This window comes from Streptomyces sp. NPDC059866, assembly GCF_042731325.1.
In the GTDB taxonomy this organism is placed as follows: domain Bacteria; phylum Actinomycetota; class Actinomycetes; order Streptomycetales; family Streptomycetaceae; genus Streptomyces; species Streptomyces flavusporus.
This window is the reverse complement of the sequence record NZ_JBHWJT010000021.1, coordinates 130,362-151,732: the sequence shown is the minus strand read 5'-3', so window position 1 is coordinate 151,732 and position 21,371 is coordinate 130,362. Positions and strand designations below refer to the sequence as shown.

18 protein-coding genes and 3 pseudogenes are annotated in these 21,371 nt (G+C 69.7%); 11 read left to right on the top strand and 10 right to left on the bottom strand.

Features of this window, described 5'->3' with window-relative positions; all coding sequences use genetic code 11:
• Nucleotides 1-217 precede the first annotated feature (217 nt).
• From ACFV7R_RS30375 to ACFV7R_RS30345, 7 genes are all read left to right on the top strand, one after another.
• Nucleotides 218-904, top strand: a complete 687-nt coding sequence (locus ACFV7R_RS30375) for a TetR/AcrR family transcriptional regulator (RefSeq protein WP_385269110.1) — start codon at nt 218-220, stop codon at nt 902-904.
• A 197-nt stretch (nt 905-1,101) separates the two neighbouring features.
• Entirely contained in the window at nt 1,102-1,920 is an 819-nt protein-coding gene (locus tag ACFV7R_RS30370) for an SDR family oxidoreductase (protein WP_385269108.1), read from the top strand.
• Nucleotides 1,917-2,417 carry an enoyl-CoA hydratase-related protein gene (locus tag ACFV7R_RS30365; RefSeq protein ID WP_385269106.1) on the top strand — a complete coding sequence of 167 codons (501 nt, stop codon included), beginning with the start codon at nt 1,917-1,919 and terminating at the stop codon, nt 2,415-2,417. The genes ACFV7R_RS30370 and ACFV7R_RS30365 overlap by 4 nt, the downstream gene beginning before the upstream one ends.
• A complete protein-coding gene (locus tag ACFV7R_RS30360) occupies nt 2,404-3,633 on the top strand; it encodes an acyl-CoA dehydrogenase family protein (protein ID WP_385269104.1) in 1,230 nt (409 codons plus the stop codon). The genes ACFV7R_RS30365 and ACFV7R_RS30360 overlap by 14 nt, the downstream gene beginning before the upstream one ends.
• A gap of 731 nt (nt 3,634-4,364) precedes the next feature.
• Nucleotides 4,365-5,351, top strand: coding sequence for a hypothetical protein (locus tag ACFV7R_RS30355; protein ID WP_385269102.1), 987 nt, complete (start codon nt 4,365-4,367; stop codon nt 5,349-5,351).
• An 86-nt stretch (nt 5,352-5,437) separates the two neighbouring features.
• On the top strand, nt 5,438-7,294 hold the full coding sequence (locus ACFV7R_RS30350; protein WP_385269100.1) for an HSP90 family protein: 1,857 nt from the start codon (nt 5,438-5,440) through the stop codon (nt 7,292-7,294).
• Nucleotides 7,295-7,296: 2 nt separating this feature from the next.
• On the top strand, nt 7,297-10,236 hold the full coding sequence (locus ACFV7R_RS30345) for a hypothetical protein (protein WP_385269098.1): 2,940 nt from the start codon (nt 7,297-7,299) through the stop codon (nt 10,234-10,236).
• Between the two features lie 420 nt (nt 10,237-10,656).
• Here ACFV7R_RS30345 and ACFV7R_RS30340 read toward each other — a convergent pair.
• From ACFV7R_RS30340 to ACFV7R_RS30295, 10 genes and pseudogenes are all read right to left on the bottom strand, one after another.
• Nucleotides 10,657-10,986 (bottom strand): annotated as a pseudogene (locus ACFV7R_RS30340) (Tn3 family transposase); the annotation flags it as partial.
• Between the two features lie 657 nt (nt 10,987-11,643).
• Nucleotides 11,644-12,375, bottom strand: coding sequence for a hypothetical protein (locus tag ACFV7R_RS30335; protein WP_385269096.1), 732 nt, complete (start codon nt 12,373-12,375; stop codon nt 11,644-11,646).
• Between the two features lie 135 nt (nt 12,376-12,510).
• A complete protein-coding gene (locus tag ACFV7R_RS30330; RefSeq protein ID WP_385269094.1) occupies nt 12,511-13,329 on the bottom strand; it encodes an alpha/beta fold hydrolase in 819 nt (272 codons plus the stop codon).
• A gap of 15 nt (nt 13,330-13,344) precedes the next feature.
• On the bottom strand, nt 13,345-13,443 hold the full coding sequence (locus tag ACFV7R_RS30325; protein ID WP_385269182.1) for a hypothetical protein: 99 nt from the start codon (nt 13,441-13,443) through the stop codon (nt 13,345-13,347).
• A gap of 78 nt (nt 13,444-13,521) precedes the next feature.
• Nucleotides 13,522-13,701, bottom strand: a pseudogene (locus ACFV7R_RS30320) (3-oxoadipyl-CoA thiolase); the annotation flags it as partial.
• 55 nt (nt 13,702-13,756) lie between these two features.
• Nucleotides 13,757-14,197 (bottom strand): annotated as a pseudogene (locus ACFV7R_RS30315) (CoA transferase subunit A); the annotation flags it as partial.
• Nucleotides 14,197-14,481, bottom strand: coding sequence for a muconolactone Delta-isomerase (catC, locus tag ACFV7R_RS30310; RefSeq protein ID WP_385269092.1), 285 nt, complete (start codon nt 14,479-14,481; stop codon nt 14,197-14,199). The gene catC and the pseudogene ACFV7R_RS30315, both read right to left, overlap by 1 nt.
• A 6-nt stretch (nt 14,482-14,487) precedes the next feature.
• Nucleotides 14,488-15,342: a catechol 1,2-dioxygenase gene (catA, locus tag ACFV7R_RS30305; protein ID WP_385269090.1), complete on the bottom strand. Its 855-nt coding sequence runs from the start codon at nt 15,340-15,342 to the stop codon at nt 14,488-14,490.
• A gap of 50 nt (nt 15,343-15,392) precedes the next feature.
• Nucleotides 15,393-16,496 carry a mandelate racemase/muconate lactonizing enzyme family protein gene (locus ACFV7R_RS30300; protein ID WP_385269088.1) on the bottom strand — a complete coding sequence of 368 codons (1,104 nt, stop codon included), beginning with the start codon at nt 16,494-16,496 and terminating at the stop codon, nt 15,393-15,395.
• Nucleotides 16,493-17,401 carry a LysR substrate-binding domain-containing protein gene (locus ACFV7R_RS30295; RefSeq protein ID WP_385269086.1) on the bottom strand — a complete coding sequence of 303 codons (909 nt, stop codon included), beginning with the start codon at nt 17,399-17,401 and terminating at the stop codon, nt 16,493-16,495. Before ACFV7R_RS30295 ends, ACFV7R_RS30300 begins: the two co-directional genes overlap by 4 nt.
• A gap of 167 nt (nt 17,402-17,568) precedes the next feature.
• Here ACFV7R_RS30295 and benA point away from each other — a divergent pair, with 167 nt between their 5' ends.
• From benA to ACFV7R_RS30275, 4 genes are read left to right on the top strand one after another with little or no spacing between them, the layout of a single operon-like run.
• Nucleotides 17,569-18,990 carry a benzoate 1,2-dioxygenase large subunit gene (benA, locus tag ACFV7R_RS30290; RefSeq protein WP_385269084.1) on the top strand — a complete coding sequence of 474 codons (1,422 nt, stop codon included), beginning with the start codon at nt 17,569-17,571 and terminating at the stop codon, nt 18,988-18,990.
• A complete protein-coding gene (gene benB / locus ACFV7R_RS30285) occupies nt 18,987-19,493 on the top strand; it encodes a benzoate 1,2-dioxygenase small subunit (protein ID WP_385269082.1) in 507 nt (168 codons plus the stop codon). The genes benA and benB overlap by 4 nt, the downstream gene beginning before the upstream one ends.
• A 10-nt stretch (nt 19,494-19,503) precedes the next feature.
• The gene (benC, locus tag ACFV7R_RS30280) at nt 19,504-20,547 is read left to right on the top strand and encodes a benzoate 1,2-dioxygenase electron transfer component BenC (RefSeq protein ID WP_385269081.1); all 1,044 of its coding nucleotides are present in this window, start codon (nt 19,504-19,506) and stop codon (nt 20,545-20,547) included.
• Nucleotides 20,544-21,317: a 1,6-dihydroxycyclohexa-2,4-diene-1-carboxylate dehydrogenase gene (locus tag ACFV7R_RS30275; RefSeq protein ID WP_385269079.1), complete on the top strand. Its 774-nt coding sequence runs from the start codon at nt 20,544-20,546 to the stop codon at nt 21,315-21,317. The genes benC and ACFV7R_RS30275 overlap by 4 nt, the downstream gene beginning before the upstream one ends.
• The last annotated feature ends 54 nt before the right edge of the window (nt 21,318-21,371 follow it).

The following is a 21,371-nucleotide window of genomic DNA, read 5'->3' as shown; positions in this document are numbered from 1 at the left end:
CCGCTCACGGCCGGTGTTCTCGACCCGGTCCGCCGCCATGCGTCGGCCCGGTGGAGCGGTACTTCCCGCGGCAGCGGTCGTCGAGCGCCTCGCCGGTGCGTACGCCGAGGCGAAGAGCCCGCTTCAGTGCTGGTAACGGTGTGCGTCACAACCGCACGAGCCCGTGCACCCGTGCGCACTTATGAGTCTGGCGTCGGATTCAAGTACACTTCCGGGGATGGACACCACTGCGCCCGAGGACAGCGAGCAGGCGCCGCCGATGGCGCCCCTCTCGCCGTTTCGCGAGCCGCCGACGACAAAGCGCGGAGCGCGGACACGTGCCGCTTTGGTGAAGGCCGCGCGGAAGGTGTTCGAGCGGGACGGCTACCTCGACACCCGCCTGGCCGACATCACCAAAGAGGCCCGATGCGCGGCGGGATCCTTCTACACCTACTTCGCCAACAAGGAAGAGGTGCTTGCCGCCGTCCTTCTGGAGGCGCAGGAGGACATGCTGCACCCCGGCATGGGCCGGGTGCTGGGCACTGACGATCCGTATGCGGTACTCGAGGCGAGCAATCGCGCGTATCTCGAGGCATACAAGCGGAACGCGAAGCTGATGGGACTGCTTGAGCAGGTCGCCCAAGTGCAGCCGGAGTTCCGAGAGTTCCGAAGCCGGCGCTCGGATGCGTTCATCCGCCGCAACGCCCGTGGCATCGCCGACCTGCAGGCGCGGGGCGTCGCAGACCGTGAGGTCGATCCGATGATGGCTTCCCGTGCGCTCTCGGGCATGGTCAGCGTCATGGCCTACAACGCCTTCGTGCTCGGCGAAGGGCAGGACGAAGGTGCGCCAGTGGACTTCGAGGAACTCGTGTCCACCGTCACCCGGCTCTGGGCGAACGCCCTGCGGTTCCCCGGCCACTGCTGACCCGGCCTTCTCCTTTCTCTCCTCTCCACCCTTTCTCTGCGGATGTGGCGGTCGATTGCGCCTTCTCCGTGTGGTGACGCCTGCCCAACAGTTGAACCTGACGTCAGTTTCAACTATACAGGTGGGCGGAGACCACGGCTGCAGCAGCGCGAGGGCCGTGGCCCGGCACCGCACACCCGCCACGGAGAGGGTTCGCTGTGAACGTTGCACAAAGAGTCGCCGTCGTCACCGGTGGCGGTGGTGGCATCGGCGGCGCGCTGGTCGCACGGCTCGCTCGCGAGGGTGCCCGGGTCGTCGTCGCGGATCTCGACGCGGACACCGCGCGGGCGGTGTCCACGACAGTCAACGCCGATCATCCGGGAAGCACCGTCAGCGCCGGCGCGGACGCGTCGGACACCGCTCAGATCCAGGAGTTGATCGACCTGGCGGAGCGCACGTTCGGTCCGGTCGACCTCTACTTCGCCAACGCGGGTGTCGCCGGGGCACCCGGCCTCGACGCGGGCGAGCAGGACTGGGACCTCTCGATCGACGTGAACCTGCGAGCCCACATCCGTGCGGCGAAGCTGCTGGTGCCGCGGTGGCTCGAGCGCGGCGAGGGCTACTTCGTCAGCACCGCCTCTGCGGCCGGGTTGCTCACCCAGATCGGCTCCGCCACGTACGCCGTCACCAAGCACGCGGCCGTCGCCTTCTCCGAATGGCTGAGTGTCACCTACGGCGATCGCGGGGTCCATGTCAGCTGTCTGTGCCCGATGGGGGTGAACACCAGGTTGCTGTATTCCGGGAAGGACTCCGGGGACGTCCTGGGGAGAGCGGCCACCCAGGCCGTCACGTCCGCGGGTGACGTCCTCGAGCCGGCCGAGGTGGCCGACGCCGTCCTCGCCGCGATCGAGGACGAGCGCTTCCTGATCCTGCCGCATGAAGAAGTTCTGGACATGTACCGGCAGAAGGGCTCGGACTACGACCGGTGGCTGCGCGGGATGCGCCGCTACCAGAGCTCTCTGCCGGCGCAGACATGACCGGCGCGCCGGGCGAGGGCATGGTGGAGGCGCTCTACTGCGACATCCGCTTCGGCTCGCCCTCGGCACGGTTCACCACGGCATTCGCGCAGCGCGGGCTGATCGCCGAGTACGGGATCTCCTGGCTGTTGCCGCGGCTGGTGGGGCACAGCCGGGCAACGGACCTGTTGCTGTCGAGTCGCATGGTGGATGCCGAGGAGGCACTGCGTATCGGTCTTCTCGACCATCTGGTCCCCACCGGCAGTGTGGTCGATGCCGCTGTCGCGTACGCCACCGATCTGGCGACGCGCTGCTCCCCGGCATCCATGGCCACCATCAAGAGCCAACTGCAGGCCGACGCGGACGGCACCTACGCCGATTCCGTCACCCGGGCGGAAGGCGTCATGCTCCAGGCCTTCCGCGGGGCCGACTTCGCCGAAGGCGTGGCCAGCCACCTCGACAAGCGCCCACCGAGTTTTGCCTCTCTACCCGTCAGGAGTTCGGATGTCCCTGTTTGAGATGTCGGACCGCGCCAAGAAGTACCAGGCGGATCTGCTCGAGTTCATGGATTCGCACATCTACCCCGCTGAGGCGGTGTACCACGAGCAGATGCGCGCGTCGGGTGACCCGCACTTCCAGCCCCCGATCATCGAGGAGCTCAAGGCGGAGGCGCGAAAGCGCGGGCTGTGGAACCTCTTTCACCCGCACCCCGAGTGGGGTCCTGGGCTGACGAATCTCGAGTACGCACCGCTGGCGGAGATCATGGGGCGCAGCCACATCGCCTCCGAGGCGTGCAACTGCAACGCTCCCGACACCGGCAACATGGAGGTGCTCACCCTCTTCGGCACCGACGAGCACAAGGAGAAGTACCTCAAGCCCCTGCTCGACGGGACGATGGCCTCGGCCTTCGCGATGACCGAGCCGCGTGTCGCCAGTTCCGACGCCACCAACATCGAGTTGCGGATGGAGCGTGACGGCGACGAGTACGTGCTCAACGGCCGTAAGTGGTTCGCCTCGAACGCGATGCACAAGAACTGCAGGGTGCTCATCGTGATGGGCAAGACCGACCCCACGGCGGCTCCGCATCGCCAGCAGTCGATGATGGTCGTCCCCATAGACGCCCCCGGGGTCACCGTGATCCGGAACCTCCCGGTGTTCGGGTACGCGGATCGCGAGGGGCATGCGGAGATCACCTTCGAGAATGTGCGGGTGCCGGCCAAGGACGTACTCAAGGGCGAAGGGGAGGGTTTCGCGATCAGCCAGGCCCGGCTCGGGCCCGGCCGTATCCACCACTGCATGCGGGCGATCGGCGCGGCCGAGCGGGCGCTGGAGCTGATGTGCCGGCGCGCCCAGTCCCGGGTGACGTTCGGCCGTCCGGTTGCCGACCGGTCCAACATCCAGGACTGGATCGCGGAAGCGCGTATCGACATCGAGATGATCCGCCTGCTCACGCTCAAGGCCGCGTATCTGATGGACACGGTCGGGAACAAGGAAGCGCGCACCGAGATCGCGGCCATCAAGGTGGCTGCCCCGAACATCGCGTTGAAGATCGTCGACCGTGCGATCCAGGTGCACGGGGGAGCAGGCGTCACCGAGGACTTCCCGCTGGCGATGATGTACGCGCATCTGCGGACGCTGCGGCTGGCGGACGGTCCCGACGAGGTCCACAAGCGGGCCATCGCCAAGCAGGAACTGCGGCAGCACCGCGACGCCGCCGCGGCAGAGGTGAGCTGAGAGGGCAGGACTCGATCTCACCGGTCGCACCGCCGTCGTCACCGGCGCCTCGCGCCGTATGGGGCCGGCGATCGCCCAGGCCGTTGCTGCGGCCGGCGGAAACGCCGTAAACGCGCAAGCCGGGCCCAGCCGTGAATCGGCTGAGTGAAAGGCGCCTGACGGGTAAAGCCCAGATCAGGCGCCTTTCTTCGGGTGCCTGGAAGAAGCCCGGCCTCTTCGGCGAGTACGACACCAGCAGATTCTTCGCCCGTTGGTGGTACACGAGCGTGATGCCCGATGACCTGACCCTGGCCGTACCCCGAGTGGTCCGCTGGGCGCTGCACCCGCAGCTGGTTGGGGTGCTCGGTCGTGCGGCGCTCGGGTCACCTCGCTTCAGGACGGGCGTGGGCCAGTGCGTCGCCCCCCCCGGCGCGCAGAGACCCGATCATGGGAATGACGAAGTACGTCCGCCGCCGCACAGCCTTTGGCTTCATGCCGCTCGCCCGGACCGCGGCGGCCCTGGCTTCGAGGACAGTCGTGCCCTGCGCCGTGTCGTCTCCGGTTACCCGTCCACGTGCTCGGCCGCCAGGGCCCACAACAACTCGATCAGGAACCGGCCGGGGACCGGAGGGGCGAGGGGACGGGATCGGGCCCGGCACCGTGAAGCGCCGGTGAAAACCCTGTGGAAGCGGTGTCGGTGGGGCCGTTTATGCTGCACCGGACGATCACGCGGGACCAGGGGAGGGCGCGGCATGTTGGGCAAGCTGTTCGGTAGAGGTGCGGAGAGACCGGCGGCGGATCCGCACGTCCTTCCCGTCCCGCGCAGGCAGAGGAACGGGATGTACACGCTGCGCGCGCTCGGGGACGCGCGGGTGCTCGCGCTGGTGGAGGCGGCCGACGCGGGTGACTGGGAGGCGGTCAAGGCGGCGCTGGCCCCTTTCGATCTCGGCCGCCACCACCAGGTCCTGGGTGAGCTCGCCGATTTGGACGGTGTGCAGGACTGGATCGGCCGGGCCGTCGAGGAGGACAAGGAGCACCGGGCGACGGCCCTGCTGATATCCGGGACGCGCTACATCAGCTGGGGCTGGGAGGCGCGCACCGCCGAGCGTGCCGTGAACGTCACGCAGGAGCAGTGGCGTGTCTTCCACGAGCGGCTCCGCATCGCCGAGGAGCAGCTGCTCGAGGCCGCCGAGTTGCGGCCGGAATGGGTCACCCCGTGGCGCCACCTCCTCACCTCCGGTCGCGGCATGTCGCTGGGCTCCGCCGTCAACCAGACCCGGCTCGACGCCGCCCTGCGTCGCGACCCGCTGGACCTGGAGACCCATCTCGCGTGGGTGTCGCAGTTGCAGCCCCGTTGGGGCGGCGAGCCGGGGCAGGCGCTGGCGTTCGCCCAGGAGGCGTTCGCCCGCGCCCCGGAGGGGCACCGCCTCGGCTGCGTGATCGCCATGGCGTACATCGAGGAATGGGTCGAGGCGGAGCGCGGGGACTACCTCGAAACCGACGAGATCCGGGCACAGTTGCGGGAGGCGGCGGACCACAGCATCCTCCACCCCGCCTACGTGTGGCGCCCGGGCTGGCAGCACGACTTCAACATGTTCGCCATGGCCCTGTCGCTGGCCGGTGAGCGCCACACGGTCCGGCGCGTCTTCCAGACACTGGACGGTGCGTACACCAAGTGGCCCTGGACCTACTTCGCGGAGCCCGAGAAGCAGTTCGCGCGCGGGCACCGCCGCGCCTGAGCGCACACCGGCACCGCCGTGCCCGAGCACACACCGCCTGCCGGTCCCGAACGCCAACTGCCCCTCCTTGCACCCCGGACTGCCCGATGACTCTGCCCGACACCGCCACGAACCCGGCCGGCGCCGACCGCACCTTCCAGGTGGATCTGCGCGGCCTCGTCGATCTCCTCTCCCACCACCTCTACTCCAGCCCCCGCGTCTACCTGCGCGAACTCATGCAGAACGCGGTGGACGCGCTGACCGCCCGGCACGGCCTCGAACCGGCCGCCTCCACCGCCGCCTTCGGTGTCCGCCTGTACGCCGACGGTTCGGTGGTCCGCGTCGAGGACGACGGTGTCGGTCTCACCGAGGCCGATGTGCACAGCTTCCTCGCCACCATCGGCCGCAGCAGCAAGCGCGCCGAACGGCTGGCCGAGCAACGCGGCGACTTCATCGGCCAGTTCGGAATCGGCCTGCTCTCCTGCTTCCTGGTCGCGGACGAGATCCACGTCCTGAGCCGCTCCGCCCGCACTCCCGACGCCCCCGCCGTGGAGTGGCGGGGACGCGGCGACGGCAGCTACACCGTCCGCACCCTGCCCGCCTCCGCCCGCCCCCGGCCCGGCACCACCGTCACGCTGACACCGCGCGCCGACGCGGGCGAGTGGACCCGCCCCGCGCAAGTGCACGCGCTGGCCCGCCACTTCGGCTCCCTGCTGCGCCACCCGGTGACCTTCGACGACGGCACAGGCGGCCCGGACGCCCCGGGCGCGTCCGTCAACCCCGAGCCCGCCCCCTGGGCGCGTACGTACCCCACGCCGGGAGCCCGATCCCGTGCGCTGGCCGCGTACGGCGAGGAGGTCTTCGGGTTCACGCCGCTGGACACCATCGAGCTGGACCTGCCGGCCGTGGGCCTGAAGGGCATCGCGTGCGTGCTGCCCGAGACGGTGCCGGCCGGGCGCCGCCACGGCCACCGCGTGCACGTCAAGGGCATGCTGCTGTCCGAGCAGGCCGAGGAGATCCTGCCCGAGTGGGCCTTCTTCGTCCGCTGCGTCGTCGACGCCGAGAGCCTGCGCCCGACGGCGTCCCGCGAGTCCCTGTACGAGGACGACACCCTCGCCGCCGTCCGCGACGCCCTCGCCGAGCGGCTGCGCGCGTGGATCGCCCGGGCCGCCGCCAGCGACCCGGACCTGCTCGCCCGCTTCCTCCGGGCCCACCACCTGGCCGTGAAGTCGCTCGCGGTGCACGACGACGAGATCCTGCGGATGCTGCTGCCCTGGCTGCCGTTCGAGACCACCGCCGGGCACACCACCCTCGACGAGTTCGCGCGCACCCATCGCACCGTGCTCGTGACGTCCAGCGTGGAGGAGTTCCGGCAGGTCGCGGCGATCGCCTCGGCCGCCGGGCTCGGCGTCGTCAACGGCGGCTACACCTACGACCGTGAACTGGTCCACCGGCTGCCCGAGATCAGGCCCGAGGTCAGCGTTGCCGACCTCGACCCGGCGACCCTCACCGCCCACCTCGACCCCGTCGACCGGGAGACGGAACTGGCCGCCGCGGCCTACCTCGCCCAGGCCCGCGACGCCCTCGCCGTCTTCGACTGCGACGTCGCGCTGCGCACCTTCCAGCCCGCCTCCGCACCCGCCCTCCTCGTCGACAGCCGCGAGGCCCGGCACGAGCGCACCCGCTCCCAGCTCGCCCGTGAGCAGGAGGGCGGCCTGTGGGGCGACATCCTCGGCGCCCTGCGCCAGGAGGCACCGCGGGCCCAGCTGATCCTCAACCAGCTCAACCCGCTGGTCCGCACCGCCGTCGCCATCGACGAGCCCGAACTGGCCCGTACCAGCGTCGAAGCCCTCTACGGGCAGGCCGCGATGCTGTCCCGGCGCCCGCTCAGGCCCGCCGAATCGAGCCTGATCAACCGCTCCTTCCTCGACCTTCTCGCCCACGCCCTCCGCAAGGACAGCTGACGATGCCCACCGCACCCCATCCCCAGAACACGGACGAGCTGTACCAGGCGCTCCAGGAGAACGACCGGCGCCCCTACGGCCGCACCCGCACCGTCACCGCCGAGGAACTCGTCGACGCCGCCGAGCAGTTCGCGGAGCCCGTCCCGCTCGTCCACGCGCTCCTCGAACTCCAGGAGGCCTACACCTACGGCTCCGAACCCAGAAAGTCGCCCGTCGTCTTCGCCCGCCTGCTCACCCTCTTCGACGAGCAGCCCGACGTCTTCGACGACCGCCTGCGCCACATGCTGTTCTGGCGTTTCAAGTGGGTGGGCCACGCCCTGCGCCAGCTGCCCGAGATACCGCTGGCCAGCCTGCGCCAGTGGCTGACGGAGATGCGCGACCGGTACGAGAAGGCCGGTCTCGGCCTCCAGCCCTACTACGGACAGGCGTACCAGCTCGCCGCCCACGTCGGCGAGGACACCACCCTCGCCTACGAACTGTGGGCGGGCCGCACCCGCACCCGGCTCAGCGACTGCGAGGCCTGCGAGATCTGCGAACGCGCCCTGTACCACCTCGCGGCGGGCGACGACGAGCGGGCGCTGAGCGCCTGGGAGCCCGTCCTGGCCGGGAAGGAGTCCTGCCAGGAGGAGCCGGCCCGCTCCGTCTCGTACGCGCTGCTGCCCCTGCTGCGCACCGGCCGCACCGACCGGGCCCGCGAACTGCACCTCGTCGGCTACCGCAGCTGCCGCCGCAACCCCTCGATGTCCCAAGAGGTCGGCCGGCACCTGGAGTTCTGCGCGCTGACCGGCAACGAGGCACGCGGCCTGGAACTGCTCGCCGAGAACCGGAGCCTTTTCGACGAGGTCGACTCGCCGCTGGACCTGCTCGGCTTCCTCACCGGCGTGGAGGTCCTCCTCCAGCGCGTCGAGCTCCTCGGCCACGGCGAACTGCCCGCCGCCGGGTACGCGGGCCGCACCTGGACGGTGGCGGGCCTGCGCGCCGAGGTGCGCGGCCGCGCCGACGACCTCGCCGCCCGCTTCGACGCCCGCAACGGAACCACGGCCCACACCGACCGCCGCAGGGCCCGCCTCGACCGTGCCCCGCTCCTGGACGCGCTGGAACTGACCCTGCGCACCCGCGGCCTCGACGACGTGGCCCCGGCCGCCCCGGTTGCCACCTCCGCTGCCCGCACGGCTGCCGCCGTCCCCGAGTCGCTGCCCGAACTCATCCTTCAGACAAGGAGGTTGGAGGAGCAGGGCCATCCGGACGCACGGGCCTGCTGGGCGCGACTGCGTACGCTCGTCGCCGCCCGCGACTACACCCACCCCGACGATCCCGACGTGGGCCCGCTCGTACAACTGCGCGCGGACCTGCTGGCCGACGAGGCGAGCCGGGCGGGCGACAAGGACGAGTTCGCCGACTCCGCCGTCCTCTACGAGGAGGCCGCGGCCCTGTACGACGACGCCGGCCTGCCGGGTCATGCCGCGGTCGCCCGCGCCGCTGCCCTGTTCGCCACCGCCGAGATCCCCGCCGAGGGCGCGGAAAGGGCCGAGGCGAAGGCCGCCGCGCTGACCGCCGCCCACGCGTCCATGGTCCGCCTGCAGGAGGAGACGCCCGGCCTCGCCCCGCACCAGGAGTCCCGCCTGCTGCGGATGAGGGCGACCGCGCTCGGCCTGCGCCTGCAGACCTCGGGGAGCGAGGAGCACGCCGCTGCCGCCTTCGCCGAGGTGGACCTGCTGCACGCGTTCGCCACCCGGCACGACATCGTCGGGCAGATCTCCGGCGCCCTGCTGCTGCGGGCCGGCACGTACGCCATCTCCGGCGACCTGCCGACCGCCGCCACCGAGATCGACGCCCTCCTCGACCGGCTGAAGGCGCACGGCCCCGCCTGGCACCTGCCCCGCACGCTCGGACTGCGCGCCCGGCTCCAGCTCGGCCTCCGGGCCGCGCAGACCGCGCACGCGGACCTGACGGAGGCTCTGCGGCTCGCCACCGACTGGCCGGCCGACACGGTCGACACCGCCCGTCTCCACGGTGAACTCGCCGAGGTCTGCATGCACCTGGGCCGCCCCGACGAGGCGCTGCGGCACCTGACGCGCTCGGCGGAGCTGGACCTTCGCCACGGCAGCCGTACAGACGCGTTCTGCACCTACAGCAACGCGGCCCAGCTCAGCCTCGACCTGGGCCGTGTCGAGGACTGCATCGCTCTGCTCGACTCGCTGCTGGCCGAACCGGACGTCGCCGCCGGGGAGATGGACGACCGGCTCGTCGCCCAGCTGCGCCTGACCCGCGCCCGCGCGCTGCACGCGGGGGAGGACCTCAAGGCCGCCACGGCGGAGCTCGTCGCCCTCGCGGCCGAGTCGGCCGGCTGGGACGACGACCCGGGCAGCCACGCCATGATCGCCGCGGAGACGGCCGTACTCCTCGGCGAGTCCGCTGAGTTCGGCCGGGCCCGTGAGGCCGCGGACCAGGCACTCGCCGCCCACGCCCGGGCCCCGCGCTACGAGCAGCTCAGCAACTGCCTGCGCGAACTCGCCCGCCTCCAGGCCCAGAATCAGGGCCCCGACGGCCTGGCCGACGCCCTTGCCTACCTCGCCGACGCCGGCCGGATCGCCGAAGAGGCCCGCGCCGCCGCATACGAGGCCCACGGCCGCTCCCTGGACACCGCCCTGGCCTACGAACACGGGCGGGTCAACGCCTACGCCGGCGAGTACGAGGACGCCCTGGCCGCCCTGGAGAAGGCCCTCGCCCTGCTCGGCGAGCCGGGACCGGATGACGACCGCGCCGGCGAATGGGCCGAGTGCGTCCGCCTCGCGGGTGCGGTGGAGGGCATCTACCTGGAACGCCCCGCCCCCGCCCTCACCCGCCTCGACGCGGCGGTCTCCAGCCTGACCGCCCTGGGCCACACCGAGGAGACCGAGCCGCTGATCTCCTTGGCGGCCCGGCTGCGCGGCGAGGAGTGACGCGGCGGTGCCGGGGCGACAACCCGCCCCGGCACCGGGGCCCACTTCTCCGGGCCATCGACGACGAGCACGCCCTGGAGCCGGCGAAGCCGCGTGTTTCGACTCGCTGTTCAGGTGCGCGCCCAGAAGGGCGCCTGACGGGCATCTGCCCTGGTCAGTCGCCCTGCGTATCCACGACGGCGCGTTCTCCGCCATGGACCTCACCGCACGCCACCCGCGTACCGGAGAACTGCTGTCCACCGTGAAGTTCATGGTGCAGACCCTCGCCGCCGCCGGCGAACTCCAGCGGGACCTCCAACGGGAGCTGACGCACGACGGACTACGCGCCGCCGAAGCCAAAGGCAACAAGGGCGGCCGCCCGGTTGTCACGGCAGCGAAGGCCGCTGCCGTGCGCGCCGCATACCTGGGCGGCCGGTCCATCGCCGAGTCGGCGTCCTCTGGGACCAGGCTGACCACCGTGGCCGCCGCGCTGGACAGCGCGGCCCGGGGCGCGACCTCCTCCAGCGTCCTCCACAGCGCGGCCACCTCGACATCGCGGCCGGTCTCTTCCAGCAGCTCCAGCTCCTCGATGAACACCTTCGAGGCCCTGGCCACGATCCTCGACGCCTTCTCCGGCTGCGGCAGGGTGGACAGGCGTTCCTTGTCCGTGGCCCGCTTCGTGGTGCTGATCAGCCTCGTCGCCATCAGCACCTCGAACAGGTCCGGGGCGTCATCGATCGCCGTCGCCTCCAGGTGCCGCATCACCGCGGTGCACGACCACCGAAGTTTGGTGGTCGACTCCGAAGCCGACTCCACGTATCGGTGGGGAGGCCGCGTCGAAGGTCTGCGGCGTAGGTGCGGCGATGCTGCCGGGGCAGGCGGGGGACTCCATCAGACCCGGAGCGGTTCGACTGGAACTGTCCCCGCACCCGTTGGTGCTGACGAAGCGCCCTGTCCGGCGCAGCCGGAACGTGGCGGAGCCCGGGAGTCGTATCCAGCTCCCGGGCCCCTGGGGATGCCACCCAATTGCGCACGCCGGCGGCGTTTAAGAGGACGGATCAGTCATCATGCCGTCGTGTTCTTCCTTTGAACTACCGCACCGCGCAAGAGGTGCAGGCGAGAGTCGAACTCGCATCCGACGGCGTTCGTCCGGCCTCGGTCGATCCGGCGATCGGCGGCGATGCTGAGACTGGAGCGAGAGTCTGAGATTGATCGTGGCTGCCTCTGCCATGTTGGGCTACCCCGGCCCGGATGGGTGTCGTGATGCCGGGGGAAGGACTCGAACCTTCACTGTCACCGCTTCTTCAGGCTGAACTTCAGTGTCAGCTTGCGCTCATCGCGCGAACCGGTCCTCAATCCGGCCCGCGCCTGTTGCGCACCCCCGCGCTCGCACGCGGGGGCGATCGTGGATGCTACCCGTGGCCGGCGTCAGCCGAACAGGTAGCCGAACACCGCGTCGCCGACCCGCTGGTCGGTGACCTCTGTACCGTTGGCCTCCTCGCGGGCGAACTTCACGGCCTGCTGAAGCTTCTCGACCCGCTCCACCAGTTCATTGACCCGCCGCGCCGGAAGCGCCCCGGAGAACTTCACGGTCGTCCAGTAGCCGATGGGCACGTCCTCGTAGTACACCTCGACCTGCGCCGGGTGCTTGTCGGTCGCCTCCGCCTTGACGTGGTTGCGCGGGACCTTCTTCGTGCGGATCGTGCGGACCGGGTCCGTCTTCCACCAGTCCGTGGACGGATCGTGGGACCAGGACTCGGCAGCATCGAGCGTGGGGAGCTTCTTGACGAAGGTGTGCAGGTCGGTGAGCTGCTTCTCCAGGAAGAGGAGGTAGCTGACCGGAACGTCGGCGACGATCGCCCGCCCGTCGACCGTGACGTCGGCGCGCGCCGTGCAGTTGGCCCAGTCCTTCGTGGCGGTCACGTCGAACAGCCGGGTCAGCGACGCGGACATCTCACGCAGCACGTCCTCTGCCTGCACCTGCACGCGCGTGGACTCCGGCGGCAGCTGCTCGCCCTCCTCGTCCTTCGGCTGGTACGTACGCGAGATACCGGCCAGCAGCGCGGGCTTCTGCACCTTGTGGTGCGCCACGGTGATGTCCTGGAGCGACTTGCTCTTGACACCCTTTTCGACAGCGATGATCTGGTTCAGCTTCGCCACTTGGTCCCCCTTCGAACAGGCAGAAACGTACCTCACCAGCTCGAACGCCCGCACTCCTTTTATGGTTGGTTGAACAGCGTGCCTTTCGTGGTAGGCGCCAGGACTTGAGTGGGGCGAAGGCGTCGTGCTATCTGCTCAAGGATTCAAAGGGAAGTTCGATACGTCCCCGGCGGGGGAGGCGGGCAGATGAGAGGCGAGCGCGGCCTGCAGGGCCTGGGGCTGCTCGGCGGCGAGGTGTCCGCAGCCGATGACCTGCAGGACGGCATGCGGGATGCCCGCCGCGAGTTCCCGGGCGTGCTCCACAGGAGTCGCCACGTCGTGGGAGCCCCCGACGACGAGGGTGGGCGCGATGATCCTGGCCAGGCCGGGGCGTAGGTCGTACGAAGCAAGGGCATCGCAGCAGGCCGCGTAGCCGACCGGGTCGGTCTCGGCGAGATTGCCGATCAGTCTGCGGCCGAAGGAGGTCTTGGCGATCTCCGCGGTGGCGAACCAGCGGTTCGGGCTGGTCACCAGCAGGGGAGCGGTGCCCTTGAGCCGTACGAGTTCCGCGCGCTCGTGCCAGGGTTGCGCCGCCCCGAAGTGCGCGGAGGAGCAGACCAGTGCCAGGGACGCGACACGTTCGGAGTGGTGCGCCGCCAGGTGGGCGCCGATGGCTCCGCCCAGGGAGATGCCCGCGTAGTGGAAGCGGTCCCAGCCGTGGTGGTCGGCGAGTTCGAGCACCAAGGACGCGAGGTCCTCGACCGTCGTGCATCCGGGCTTGGGATCGCGCAGCAGCCCGGTGGTGGAACCGTCATGTCCGGGCAGATCGAAGCGCAGGACCCGGAAACGGCGAGCCAAGGAGGGCAGTTGGGGTTCCCAGACAGCCTTGGAGGTGCCCAGGGACGGGCCGAGGACCAACGGCGGTGCGTCGGCCGGACCGACCAGGTGGTGGTTCAGCACGTGTGGTGTGGGCACAGCGGCTCCTGGGGATTACTGGCGTTCGAGGACGAGGGCAAGGCCCTGGCCGACGCCGATGCAGAGGGCGGCGATGCCGGTGCCGTTGCCCCGGCGGGCGAGCTGGTGAGCCATGGTGCCGACGAGACGGGCACCGGAGGCGCCGAGGGGGTGGCCGAGGGCGATGGCGCCGCGGCACCCGGTACGGAGGTGGGCGCCGTTGGCGTTGCCGAAGCAGACGTCCTCGATGCGGGGCGGGTCCAACTCCGGTGTGCGGGCGAGGAGTTCACGGATGGCGTGGGCGCCCAGGTCGTCGGGGCGCACCGAGGCCAGGCCGCCGTTGTAGCGGCCGATCGGGGTGCGGACCGCGTCGACGATGTAAACGGGGTTCACAGCAGGTCCTCCGCGACGGTCAGCTTGGCGTCGGTCTTGGCGATGACGCCGTCCACGGCGACGCCAGCGCGACCCCGCCGTCACCGTCGTAGCGCCATGGCAGCCCGCCCTCGGCGACCTGCGTCCCCACCCCGGCCGGGGTGTAGAAGGCGGGGACACCGGCCCCGCCCGTTCGCAGCCGCTCAGCAAGCGTGCCTTGCGGGATCAGCTCCACCTCCAGCTCCCCGGCCAGGTACTGACGGGCGAACTCCTTGTTCGCCCCGATGCAGGAACCCATCACCCGGTCGATCCGTCCGGCGGCCAGCAGGATTGCCAACCCGGTCTCCATCGCCCCGCAGTTGTTGGAGACCACACTCAAGCCTGCGACACCGCGCTCGTACAGCGCCCGGATCAGCACGTTCGGCACACCGCTCAGCCCGAAACCGCCCACCGCGAGCGACGCGCCGTCCGGCACGTCGGCCACCGCCTCAGTGGCTGTGGCGACCACCTTGTCCATCACGCGGCCGCCAGATCCGAGGGATGCTGTGCCAGGGGAGTGACCTCGACCTTCATGTAGGGGAAGAGCGGCAGGTTCCACAGGATCCGGTGCAGTGCCTCGTTGTCGGCGACATCGAAGACGCTGATGTTGGCGTACTGCCCGACGCACCGCCAGATGTGCACCCACTCACCGGACTTCTGCAGGTCCTGGCAGTAGGCCTTCTCGCGGGCCAGCAGGTCCGCGCGGACCTCAGGGGCGAGGTCGCGCGGAATGTCGACGTCCATGCGTACTGCGAACAGCACCGTTCATCACGCCTTGTCGAGGACGAAGTCGTACGTGACCTCGCGGCCGCTGCCGTCCGCCGCCGGGCCGGGGTCGAGGATGAGTTCCGGCTTCACGGCGGAGGCGATGTCGTCGGCGACGTGGTTGTCGCCCTTGAAGTACAGCTGGGTGGTGATGAGCTGATGTCCCGGGGCCGAGACCTTCAGGTGCAGGTGGGCGGGGCGCCAGGCGTGCCAGCCCGCGGCGGCGATGAGCCTGCCGCAGGAGCCGTCCGTGGGGATCTGGTACGGAGCCGGCTCGATGGTGTGGATCCAGAAGTGGCCGGTGTCGTCGGCGACGACCGCGCCCCTCAGGTTCCACTCCGGCAGACCGGGCGCGAACTGTGAGTAGAGGCCGTCGTTGTCGGCGTGCCAGATCTCGACGAGCGCGCCCGCCAGCGGCGCGCCGTCCACACTCGTCACCTGGCCCTGGAAGAGGAGTGGGGTGCCCTCCTCGGTCTTGCGCGTCGGCAGCTTCGCCTCGGCGGGCAGACGCGGGGCGTCGGGAACGTAGTAGGGGCCCTCGATGGTGCCCTTGCTGCCCTCGCGGTTCTCGTTCGCGACCTCCTCGACGACGTGCTCCAGCCACACATCGAGGAACAGCGGCCACTCGCCGTCCTCGCCGACCTGGATCAGCCAGGACTTCAGCACGTCGTACTCGGCGTACGTCACCTTGTGACGGCGCATGATGTCGTGCGCGGCGGCGAGGAGTTCGGAGACCAGCGTGTCGACACGCTTGGTGTCGACGTCGGCCGCATCCGTCCGCTGCTTGGAGCGGAACTGCTCGGTGGCGGCGGCTCCCGACGCGGCTGCGGTGGCCTGCTCGATGGTGGTGTCGGTCATGGTCGTCCCGTCCCTTGGATGAGTTCTGCGGATGAGTTCTTGACGGCTCGTCAGCGATCCTGGCGGTAGCGCGCCAGCTTGTCGGAGTCGATGTCGATGCCGAGTCCGGCGCCCTCACGGATGCGGAGCGTGCCGTTCTCGATGGTCAGCGGTTCGGTGAGGAGGTCGTCGGTCATGTCGAGGAAGTTGGACAGCTCGCCGGCCTGGCGCGAGGAGGAGCGGTGCGCGGCGCCGAAGGCGACCGAGCACAAGGTGCCGATCTGGCCGTCGATCTGGTTGCCCATCACGACCTCCACGCCCAGTCCCTCGCACTCGTGCAGCACGCGCTGGGAGGCGGTGAAACCGGTGCGGGCGGTCTTGATGCTGATGGCTGTGGCGGAGCCGCCCAGGAGTTCGCGGGTCACCTCCGCCGGGCGGGTGGCACTCTCGTCGGCGATGAAGGGGACCGGGCTCTGGGCGACCAGCCAGCGGCGGCCCAGGACATCGTCGGCGGGGCAGAGCTCTTCGGCGAAGGTCAGCCCCAGGTCGGCCATCTCGCGCAGCGCTCGTGCGGAGTCGGAGGCCGTCCAGCCGCGGTTGCCGTCGATGTAGAGCTCCACGTCGCCGCCGAGGGCCGCGCGCAGCGCCCGGCAGGCCGCCACGTCCTCCGTATAGGGCTGCCGGCCGACCTTCACCTTGAAGGTCGTGACGCCGTACGTGTCCCGGATCCGTTCGGCCTCCGCCACCATCTCCTCGGCCGGAGCGAAGCCGACCATGTGGCTGACCCGCATGCGGTCCGTGTAGCCGCCGAGCAACCCGGACACCGACATCCCGGCGGCCTGGCCGAGGACGTCCCACAGGGCCATGTCGAGCGCCGCCTTGGCGGTCGGGTTGCCCACCGTCCGGTCCAGCCGCGCGTGCACTGCCTCCCGCTCCAGCGCCGACAGACCCAGAAGTTGCGGCGCGAAGATCTTGCCGATCACCGCGATGATCGACTCCTGGGTCTCCCCGTAGGTGTACGGGCGGGGTGGTGCCTCGGCCGTTCCGACGATCCCGTCGTCGGTGTGCACTCGGATCAGAACGTGGTCGGCGGTGCGCACTTCGCCGCTCGCGAATTTCAGCGGTTTCGCATAAGGAATGGCAAAGGGAATTGCCTCCACCTGGACGATCTTCATGCCACTCCTTCAAGTCCTTCGATAAACACGTCGTTCCGCTCGAGAACACCCAGCAGATTCCGCAGCAGCGGCGACTCGTCGTCCGCGCGCCAGGCCAGCACCAGCGGCACGGTCAGCGCTCCCTCGATCTCCTTGCACATCACTCCCTCGCGGGGCGCGGAGCGAACGGAGTCCGGCAGGACGGCGATGCCCAGGCCGGCGGCGACCAGCGCGAGGGCGGCCGAGGTCTCGGTGATCTCGTACGCGCAGTGCGGATAGAAGCCGGAGGCGAGGCAGCTGCGGACCACGGCGTCGTTGACGACGGAGCCGAGCGTGGCGCCGTACATGATGAAGTCCTCGTGGCGCAGCTGTTCGACCCGGACGGTGTCGGCCTCGGCGAGCCAGTGTTCCTCGGGTACGGCGACGATCAGCGGCTCGTTCGCCAGCGGGCGATGGGCGAGGCCTTCCTGCCGGATCGGCGGGCGCAGCATGCCGACGTCGAGACGCCGCTCGATCAGCCCCAGCTCCTGGGCGGGCGTGAGCATCTCGGTGTGCACCTCCATCATCACGTGGGGCATTTCGTGCTTGAGCAGCCGGGCGAGTACCGGCAGCTGGCGGTAGGAGGCGGAGCCCGTCAGGCCGACCCGCAGCACCCCCTCCACCCCGGAGGCGAAGCGACCGACCCTCGCCGCCGCCTCGTCGACGGCCTTGAGGATGCGCTCCACGTCGGTGCGGAACACCTCGCCGGCGCCGGTCAGGGCGACCTGCCGGGTGGTGCGGATGAAAAGGTCCACGCCCAGTTCCGTCTCCAGGCGACGGATCGCCTGGGAGAGCGGGGGCTGGGCCATGTGCAGGGCTTGTGCGGCCTTCCCGAAGTGCCGGGTCTCGGCGACGGCCAGGAAATACCGAAGATGCCTGAGCTCCATCGGGCTGCCCCTTTCGATTCCGGGGCCCTCGAATGCGCTTCAGCGTAGGCAGCGGACCCGATATCCCACAAATATCTGGTTCCAGCATATTGAGACGATCGAGATATCAATACCCCCCTGGGTCAACCCTGGGGGAATGCCTGGGGCCGACTCTTCACCGCACTGTCATGGTGCTGAAAAGCAATGGCAACGACATCGCCGAGCAGGTCGGACGGCTCGGTCGAGGCGAAAGGGACGGGATCATGGCGGAGGACTTCAGCCGTGCGCGGACCATCCTCGAAGACGCCCTCGTGGAGGACCCGGACAACGGTGTGTACCGGGTCCGGCGGAGTGTCTTCACCGACGAGGAGCTCTTCGAGCTGGAGATGAAGTACATCTTCGAGGGGAACTGGGTCTATCTCGCCCACGAGAGTCAGATCCCGGAGATCGGGGACTACTTCACGACGTACATCGGCCGCCAGCCCGTCGTCATCTCCCGGGACAAACAGGGCGAGTTGCACTGCCTGATCAACGCGTGCAGCCACCGCGGCGCGATGCTGTGCCGCCGGAAGACCGACAACCGCACCACCTTCACGTGCCCGTTCCACGGCTGGACGTTCAACAACAGCGGGAAGCTGCTGAAGGTGAAGGACCCGCGCGAGGCCGGCTACCCGGAGCAGTTCAACACCGACGGCTCGCACGACCTGAGGAAGGTCGCCCGCTTCGAGAGCTACCGCGGGTTCCTGTTCGGCAGTCTCAACCCGGACGTCAAGCCGCTGCGTGAGCACCTCGGTGACGCGGCGGTCGTGATCGACATGGTCGTCGACCAGTCGCCAGAGGGCCTGGAGGTGCTGCGCGGGTCGTCGACGTACCACTACGACGGCAACTGGAAGCTCCAGGCGGAGAACGGCGCCGACGGCTACCACGTCTCAGCCACGCACTGGAACTACGCCGCGACCCAGGCGCGCCGTACGTCGGGCGAGTCGAAGAACGACGCCAAGACGATGGACGCGGGCGGCTGGTCCAGGCAGAAGGGTGGCTTCTACTCCTTCGACCACGGCCATCTGCTGCTGTGGACGAAGTGGCTCGACCCCGCCAACCGTCCGCTGTACGAGAAGCGGGACGAGCTGGCGGCCGAGTTCGGGGCGGAGAAGGCCGACTGGATGATCGGTGTCTCCCGCAATCTGTGCCTGTACCCGAACGTCTACCTGATGGACCAGTTCAGCTCGCAGATCCGGCACTTCAGGCCGATCTCCGTCGACAAGACCGAAGTCACCATCTACTGCATCGCCCCCAAGGGCGAGCCGGCCGAGGACCGGGCCCGCCGTATCCGGCAGTACGAGGACTTCTTCAACGCCACCGGCATGGCCACCCCGGACGACCTGGAGGAGTTCCGCTCCTGCCAGAAGACCTACCTGGCCGAGTCCATGCCGTGGAACGACCTCAGCCGGGGCGCAGTGCACCAGATCGACGGCCCTGACGAGGACGCCAAGAAGATCGGCATCAACCCGATCGCCAGCGGTGTGCGCACCGAGGACGAGGGGCTCTACCCCATCCAGCACGGCTACTGGGCGCAGACCCTGCGTGAGGCTCTGGAGGTGACCAAGTGACCACGGCAATGGATGAGTTGACTCTCGAAGGCGTCCGCCAGTTCCTCTACCGCGAGGCCCGCTACCTCGACGACCGCGAGTTCGAGAAGTGGCTGGAGTGCTACCACCCGGACGCCGAGTTCTGGATGCCGGCCTGGGCCGACGACGACGAGCTCACCCGCGACCCGCAGCGCGAGATCTCCCTGGTCTACTACCCGAGCCGGGCCGGCCTGGAGGACCGCGTCTTCCGCATCCGCACCGACCGCTCGAGCGCCACGAGCCTGCCCGAGCCGCGCACCGGCCACAACATCACCAACGTCGAGATCACGAGCCGCGACGGCGATGTGGTGGAGGTGCGCTTCAACTGGTTCACGCTCTACTACCGCTACCAGACGGTCGACACGTATTTCGGCACCTCGTTCTACACGCTCGACGTCTCCGGACCGGAACCGCTGATCACCCGCAAGAAGGTGGTCCTGAAGAACGACTACGTGCACCACGTCGTCGACATCTACCACGTCTGAACCTCTCGAAATGAGCTCCCGTATGTCCTTCCAGGTCGCCCTGAACTTCGAGGACGGCATCACCCGGTTCATCGAGTGCCGACCGGACGAGACGGTCGCCGAGGCCTCGTACAAGGCCCGGATCAATATCCCCCTCGACTGCCGCGACGGCGCCTGCGGCACCTGCAAGTCGCTGTGCGAGTCCGGCAGTTACGACGGCGGCGACTACATCGACGAGGCACTGTCGGAGGACGAGGCGGCGGCCGGTCACTGCCTGCCCTGCCAGATGACCCCGCACAGCGACCTCGTGCTGCGCATCCCGTCATCGTCCGCGGCCGCCAAGACCGGCGCTGCCACCCACACCGCCACCGTCGTCGACATCAAGCGCCACTCCGACACCACCGTGGAGTTCACGCTCTCCGCCGACAACCGGGAGGCATTCGACTTCCTGCCCGGCCAGTACGTCAACGTCGCCGTGCCCGGCACCGACCACACCCGCTCGTACTCGTTCAGCTCAGGACCGGGTCAGCGGCACCTTTCCTTCCTGGTCCGCATCGTCGAGGGCGGGGCGATGTCCGGCTACCTCACCGAGCGCGCCCGGGTCGGCGATCGCCTGGAGTTCACCGGCCCGATGGGCAGCTTCTACCTGCGTGAACTCACCCGCCCCACCCTGCTGCTGGCGGGCGGCACCGGCCTGGCGCCGCTGCTCTCGATGCTGGAACAGCTGGCCCAGCAGCCGCCCGGCCACCCCGTCCACCTGCTCTACGGCGTCACATCCGACCAGGACCTCGTCCACCTCGACACCCTGGAGGACTACGCCGACGTCATCCCCGGCTTCACTTTCGACCACTGCGTGGCCGACCCGGCAAGCACCGCCTGCAACAAGGGCTTCGTCACCGGGCTGATGGACTCCGAAACCCTCCACGACGGAGACACGGACGTCTATCTGTGCGGCCCGCCCGCCATGGTCGAGGCCGTACGCGCCCACCTCGCGTCGCTCGGCGTGACCCCGGCGAGCTTCCACTACGAGAAGTTCACCCCGGCCGCCGTGCGCGAGACGGCGGAGGCGGCATGATCGCGCACAGGGAGAGGTTCGCCGGCAAAAGGGCCGTGGTGACCGGAGCCGCGCAGGGCATCGGCCTCGCAGTCGCCCGCCGGCTCGTGGCCGAGTCCGCCGAGGTCGTCCTGGTGGACCGATCGGAGACCGTCCGGGAAGCCGCCGACGACCTCAAGGGCCACGCCGTCCTCGCCGACCTGGAGACGTACCAGGGCGCGCAGTCCGCCATCGCCGAATCCCTCGAACTGCTCGGCCGTATCGACGTCCTCGTCAACAACGTCGGCGGCACCATCCGGGCCAAGCCCTACGAGCACTACGCACCCCACGAGATCCAGGCCGAGATCCAGCGGTCCCTCTTCCCGACCCTCTGGACCACCCGTGCCGTCCTGCCCCACCTCATCGAGCAGCGCTCCGGCACGATCGTCAACGTCTCCTCCATCGCCACCCGCGGCATCCACCGCATCCCCTACTCGGCGGCCAAGGGCGGCGTCAACGCCCTCACCGCTTCCCTCGCCATGGAGGCCGCCCCGTACGGCATCCGGGTCGTCGCCGCCGCGGCCGGCGGCACGGAAGCGCCGCCCCGCCGGGTGGGCCGGGGACCCGCTCCCCGGACCGAGCAGGAGAAGGCCTGGTACCAGCGGATCGTCGACCAGACCATCGACTCCTCGCTGCTCAAGCGCTACGGCACCCCGCAGGAGCAGGCTGCCGCGATCTGCTTCCTCGCTTCCGACGAGGCCTCCTACATCACCGGCACGGTGCTCCCCGTAGGCGGCGGCGACCTCGGCTGACCGCTGAACCCCACCCCAGTACGCCGCTGCCCGGCCACCTCCCCTTCACGCGGC

What these genes read in the sequence shown, in the direction of transcription:
- ACFV7R_RS30345 (WP_385269098.1), top strand. Translation starts at nt 7,297, where the DNA reads ATGCCCACCGCACCCCATCCCCAGAACACGGACGAGCTGTACCAGGCG.
- ACFV7R_RS30275 (WP_385269079.1), top strand. Translation starts at nt 20,544, where the DNA reads ATGATCGCGCACAGGGAGAGGTTCGCCGGCAAAAGGGCCGTGGTGACC.
- ACFV7R_RS30360 (WP_385269104.1), top strand. Translation starts at nt 2,404, where the DNA reads ATGTCCCTGTTTGAGATGTCGGACCGCGCCAAGAAGTACCAGGCGGAT.
- ACFV7R_RS30325 (WP_385269182.1), bottom strand. Translation starts at nt 13,443, where the DNA reads ATGGCTCACCAGCTCGCCCGCCGGGGCAACGGCACCGGCATCGCCGCC.
- ACFV7R_RS30355 (WP_385269102.1), top strand. Translation starts at nt 4,365, where the DNA reads ATGTTGGGCAAGCTGTTCGGTAGAGGTGCGGAGAGACCGGCGGCGGAT.
- catA (WP_385269090.1), bottom strand. Translation starts at nt 15,342, where the DNA reads ATGACCGACACCACCATCGAGCAGGCCACCGCAGCCGCGTCGGGAGCC.
- ACFV7R_RS30295 (WP_385269086.1), bottom strand. Translation starts at nt 17,401, where the DNA reads ATGGAGCTCAGGCATCTTCGGTATTTCCTGGCCGTCGCCGAGACCCGG.
- benA (WP_385269084.1), top strand. Translation starts at nt 17,569, where the DNA reads ATGGTGCTGAAAAGCAATGGCAACGACATCGCCGAGCAGGTCGGACGG.
- ACFV7R_RS30350 (WP_385269100.1), top strand. Translation starts at nt 5,438, where the DNA reads ATGACTCTGCCCGACACCGCCACGAACCCGGCCGGCGCCGACCGCACC.
- benC (WP_385269081.1), top strand. Translation starts at nt 19,504, where the DNA reads ATGAGCTCCCGTATGTCCTTCCAGGTCGCCCTGAACTTCGAGGACGGC.
- ACFV7R_RS30300 (WP_385269088.1), bottom strand. Translation starts at nt 16,496, where the DNA reads ATGAAGATCGTCCAGGTGGAGGCAATTCCCTTTGCCATTCCTTATGCG.
- ACFV7R_RS30375 (WP_385269110.1), top strand. Translation starts at nt 218, where the DNA reads ATGGACACCACTGCGCCCGAGGACAGCGAGCAGGCGCCGCCGATGGCG.
- ACFV7R_RS30365 (WP_385269106.1), top strand. Translation starts at nt 1,917, where the DNA reads ATGACCGGCGCGCCGGGCGAGGGCATGGTGGAGGCGCTCTACTGCGAC.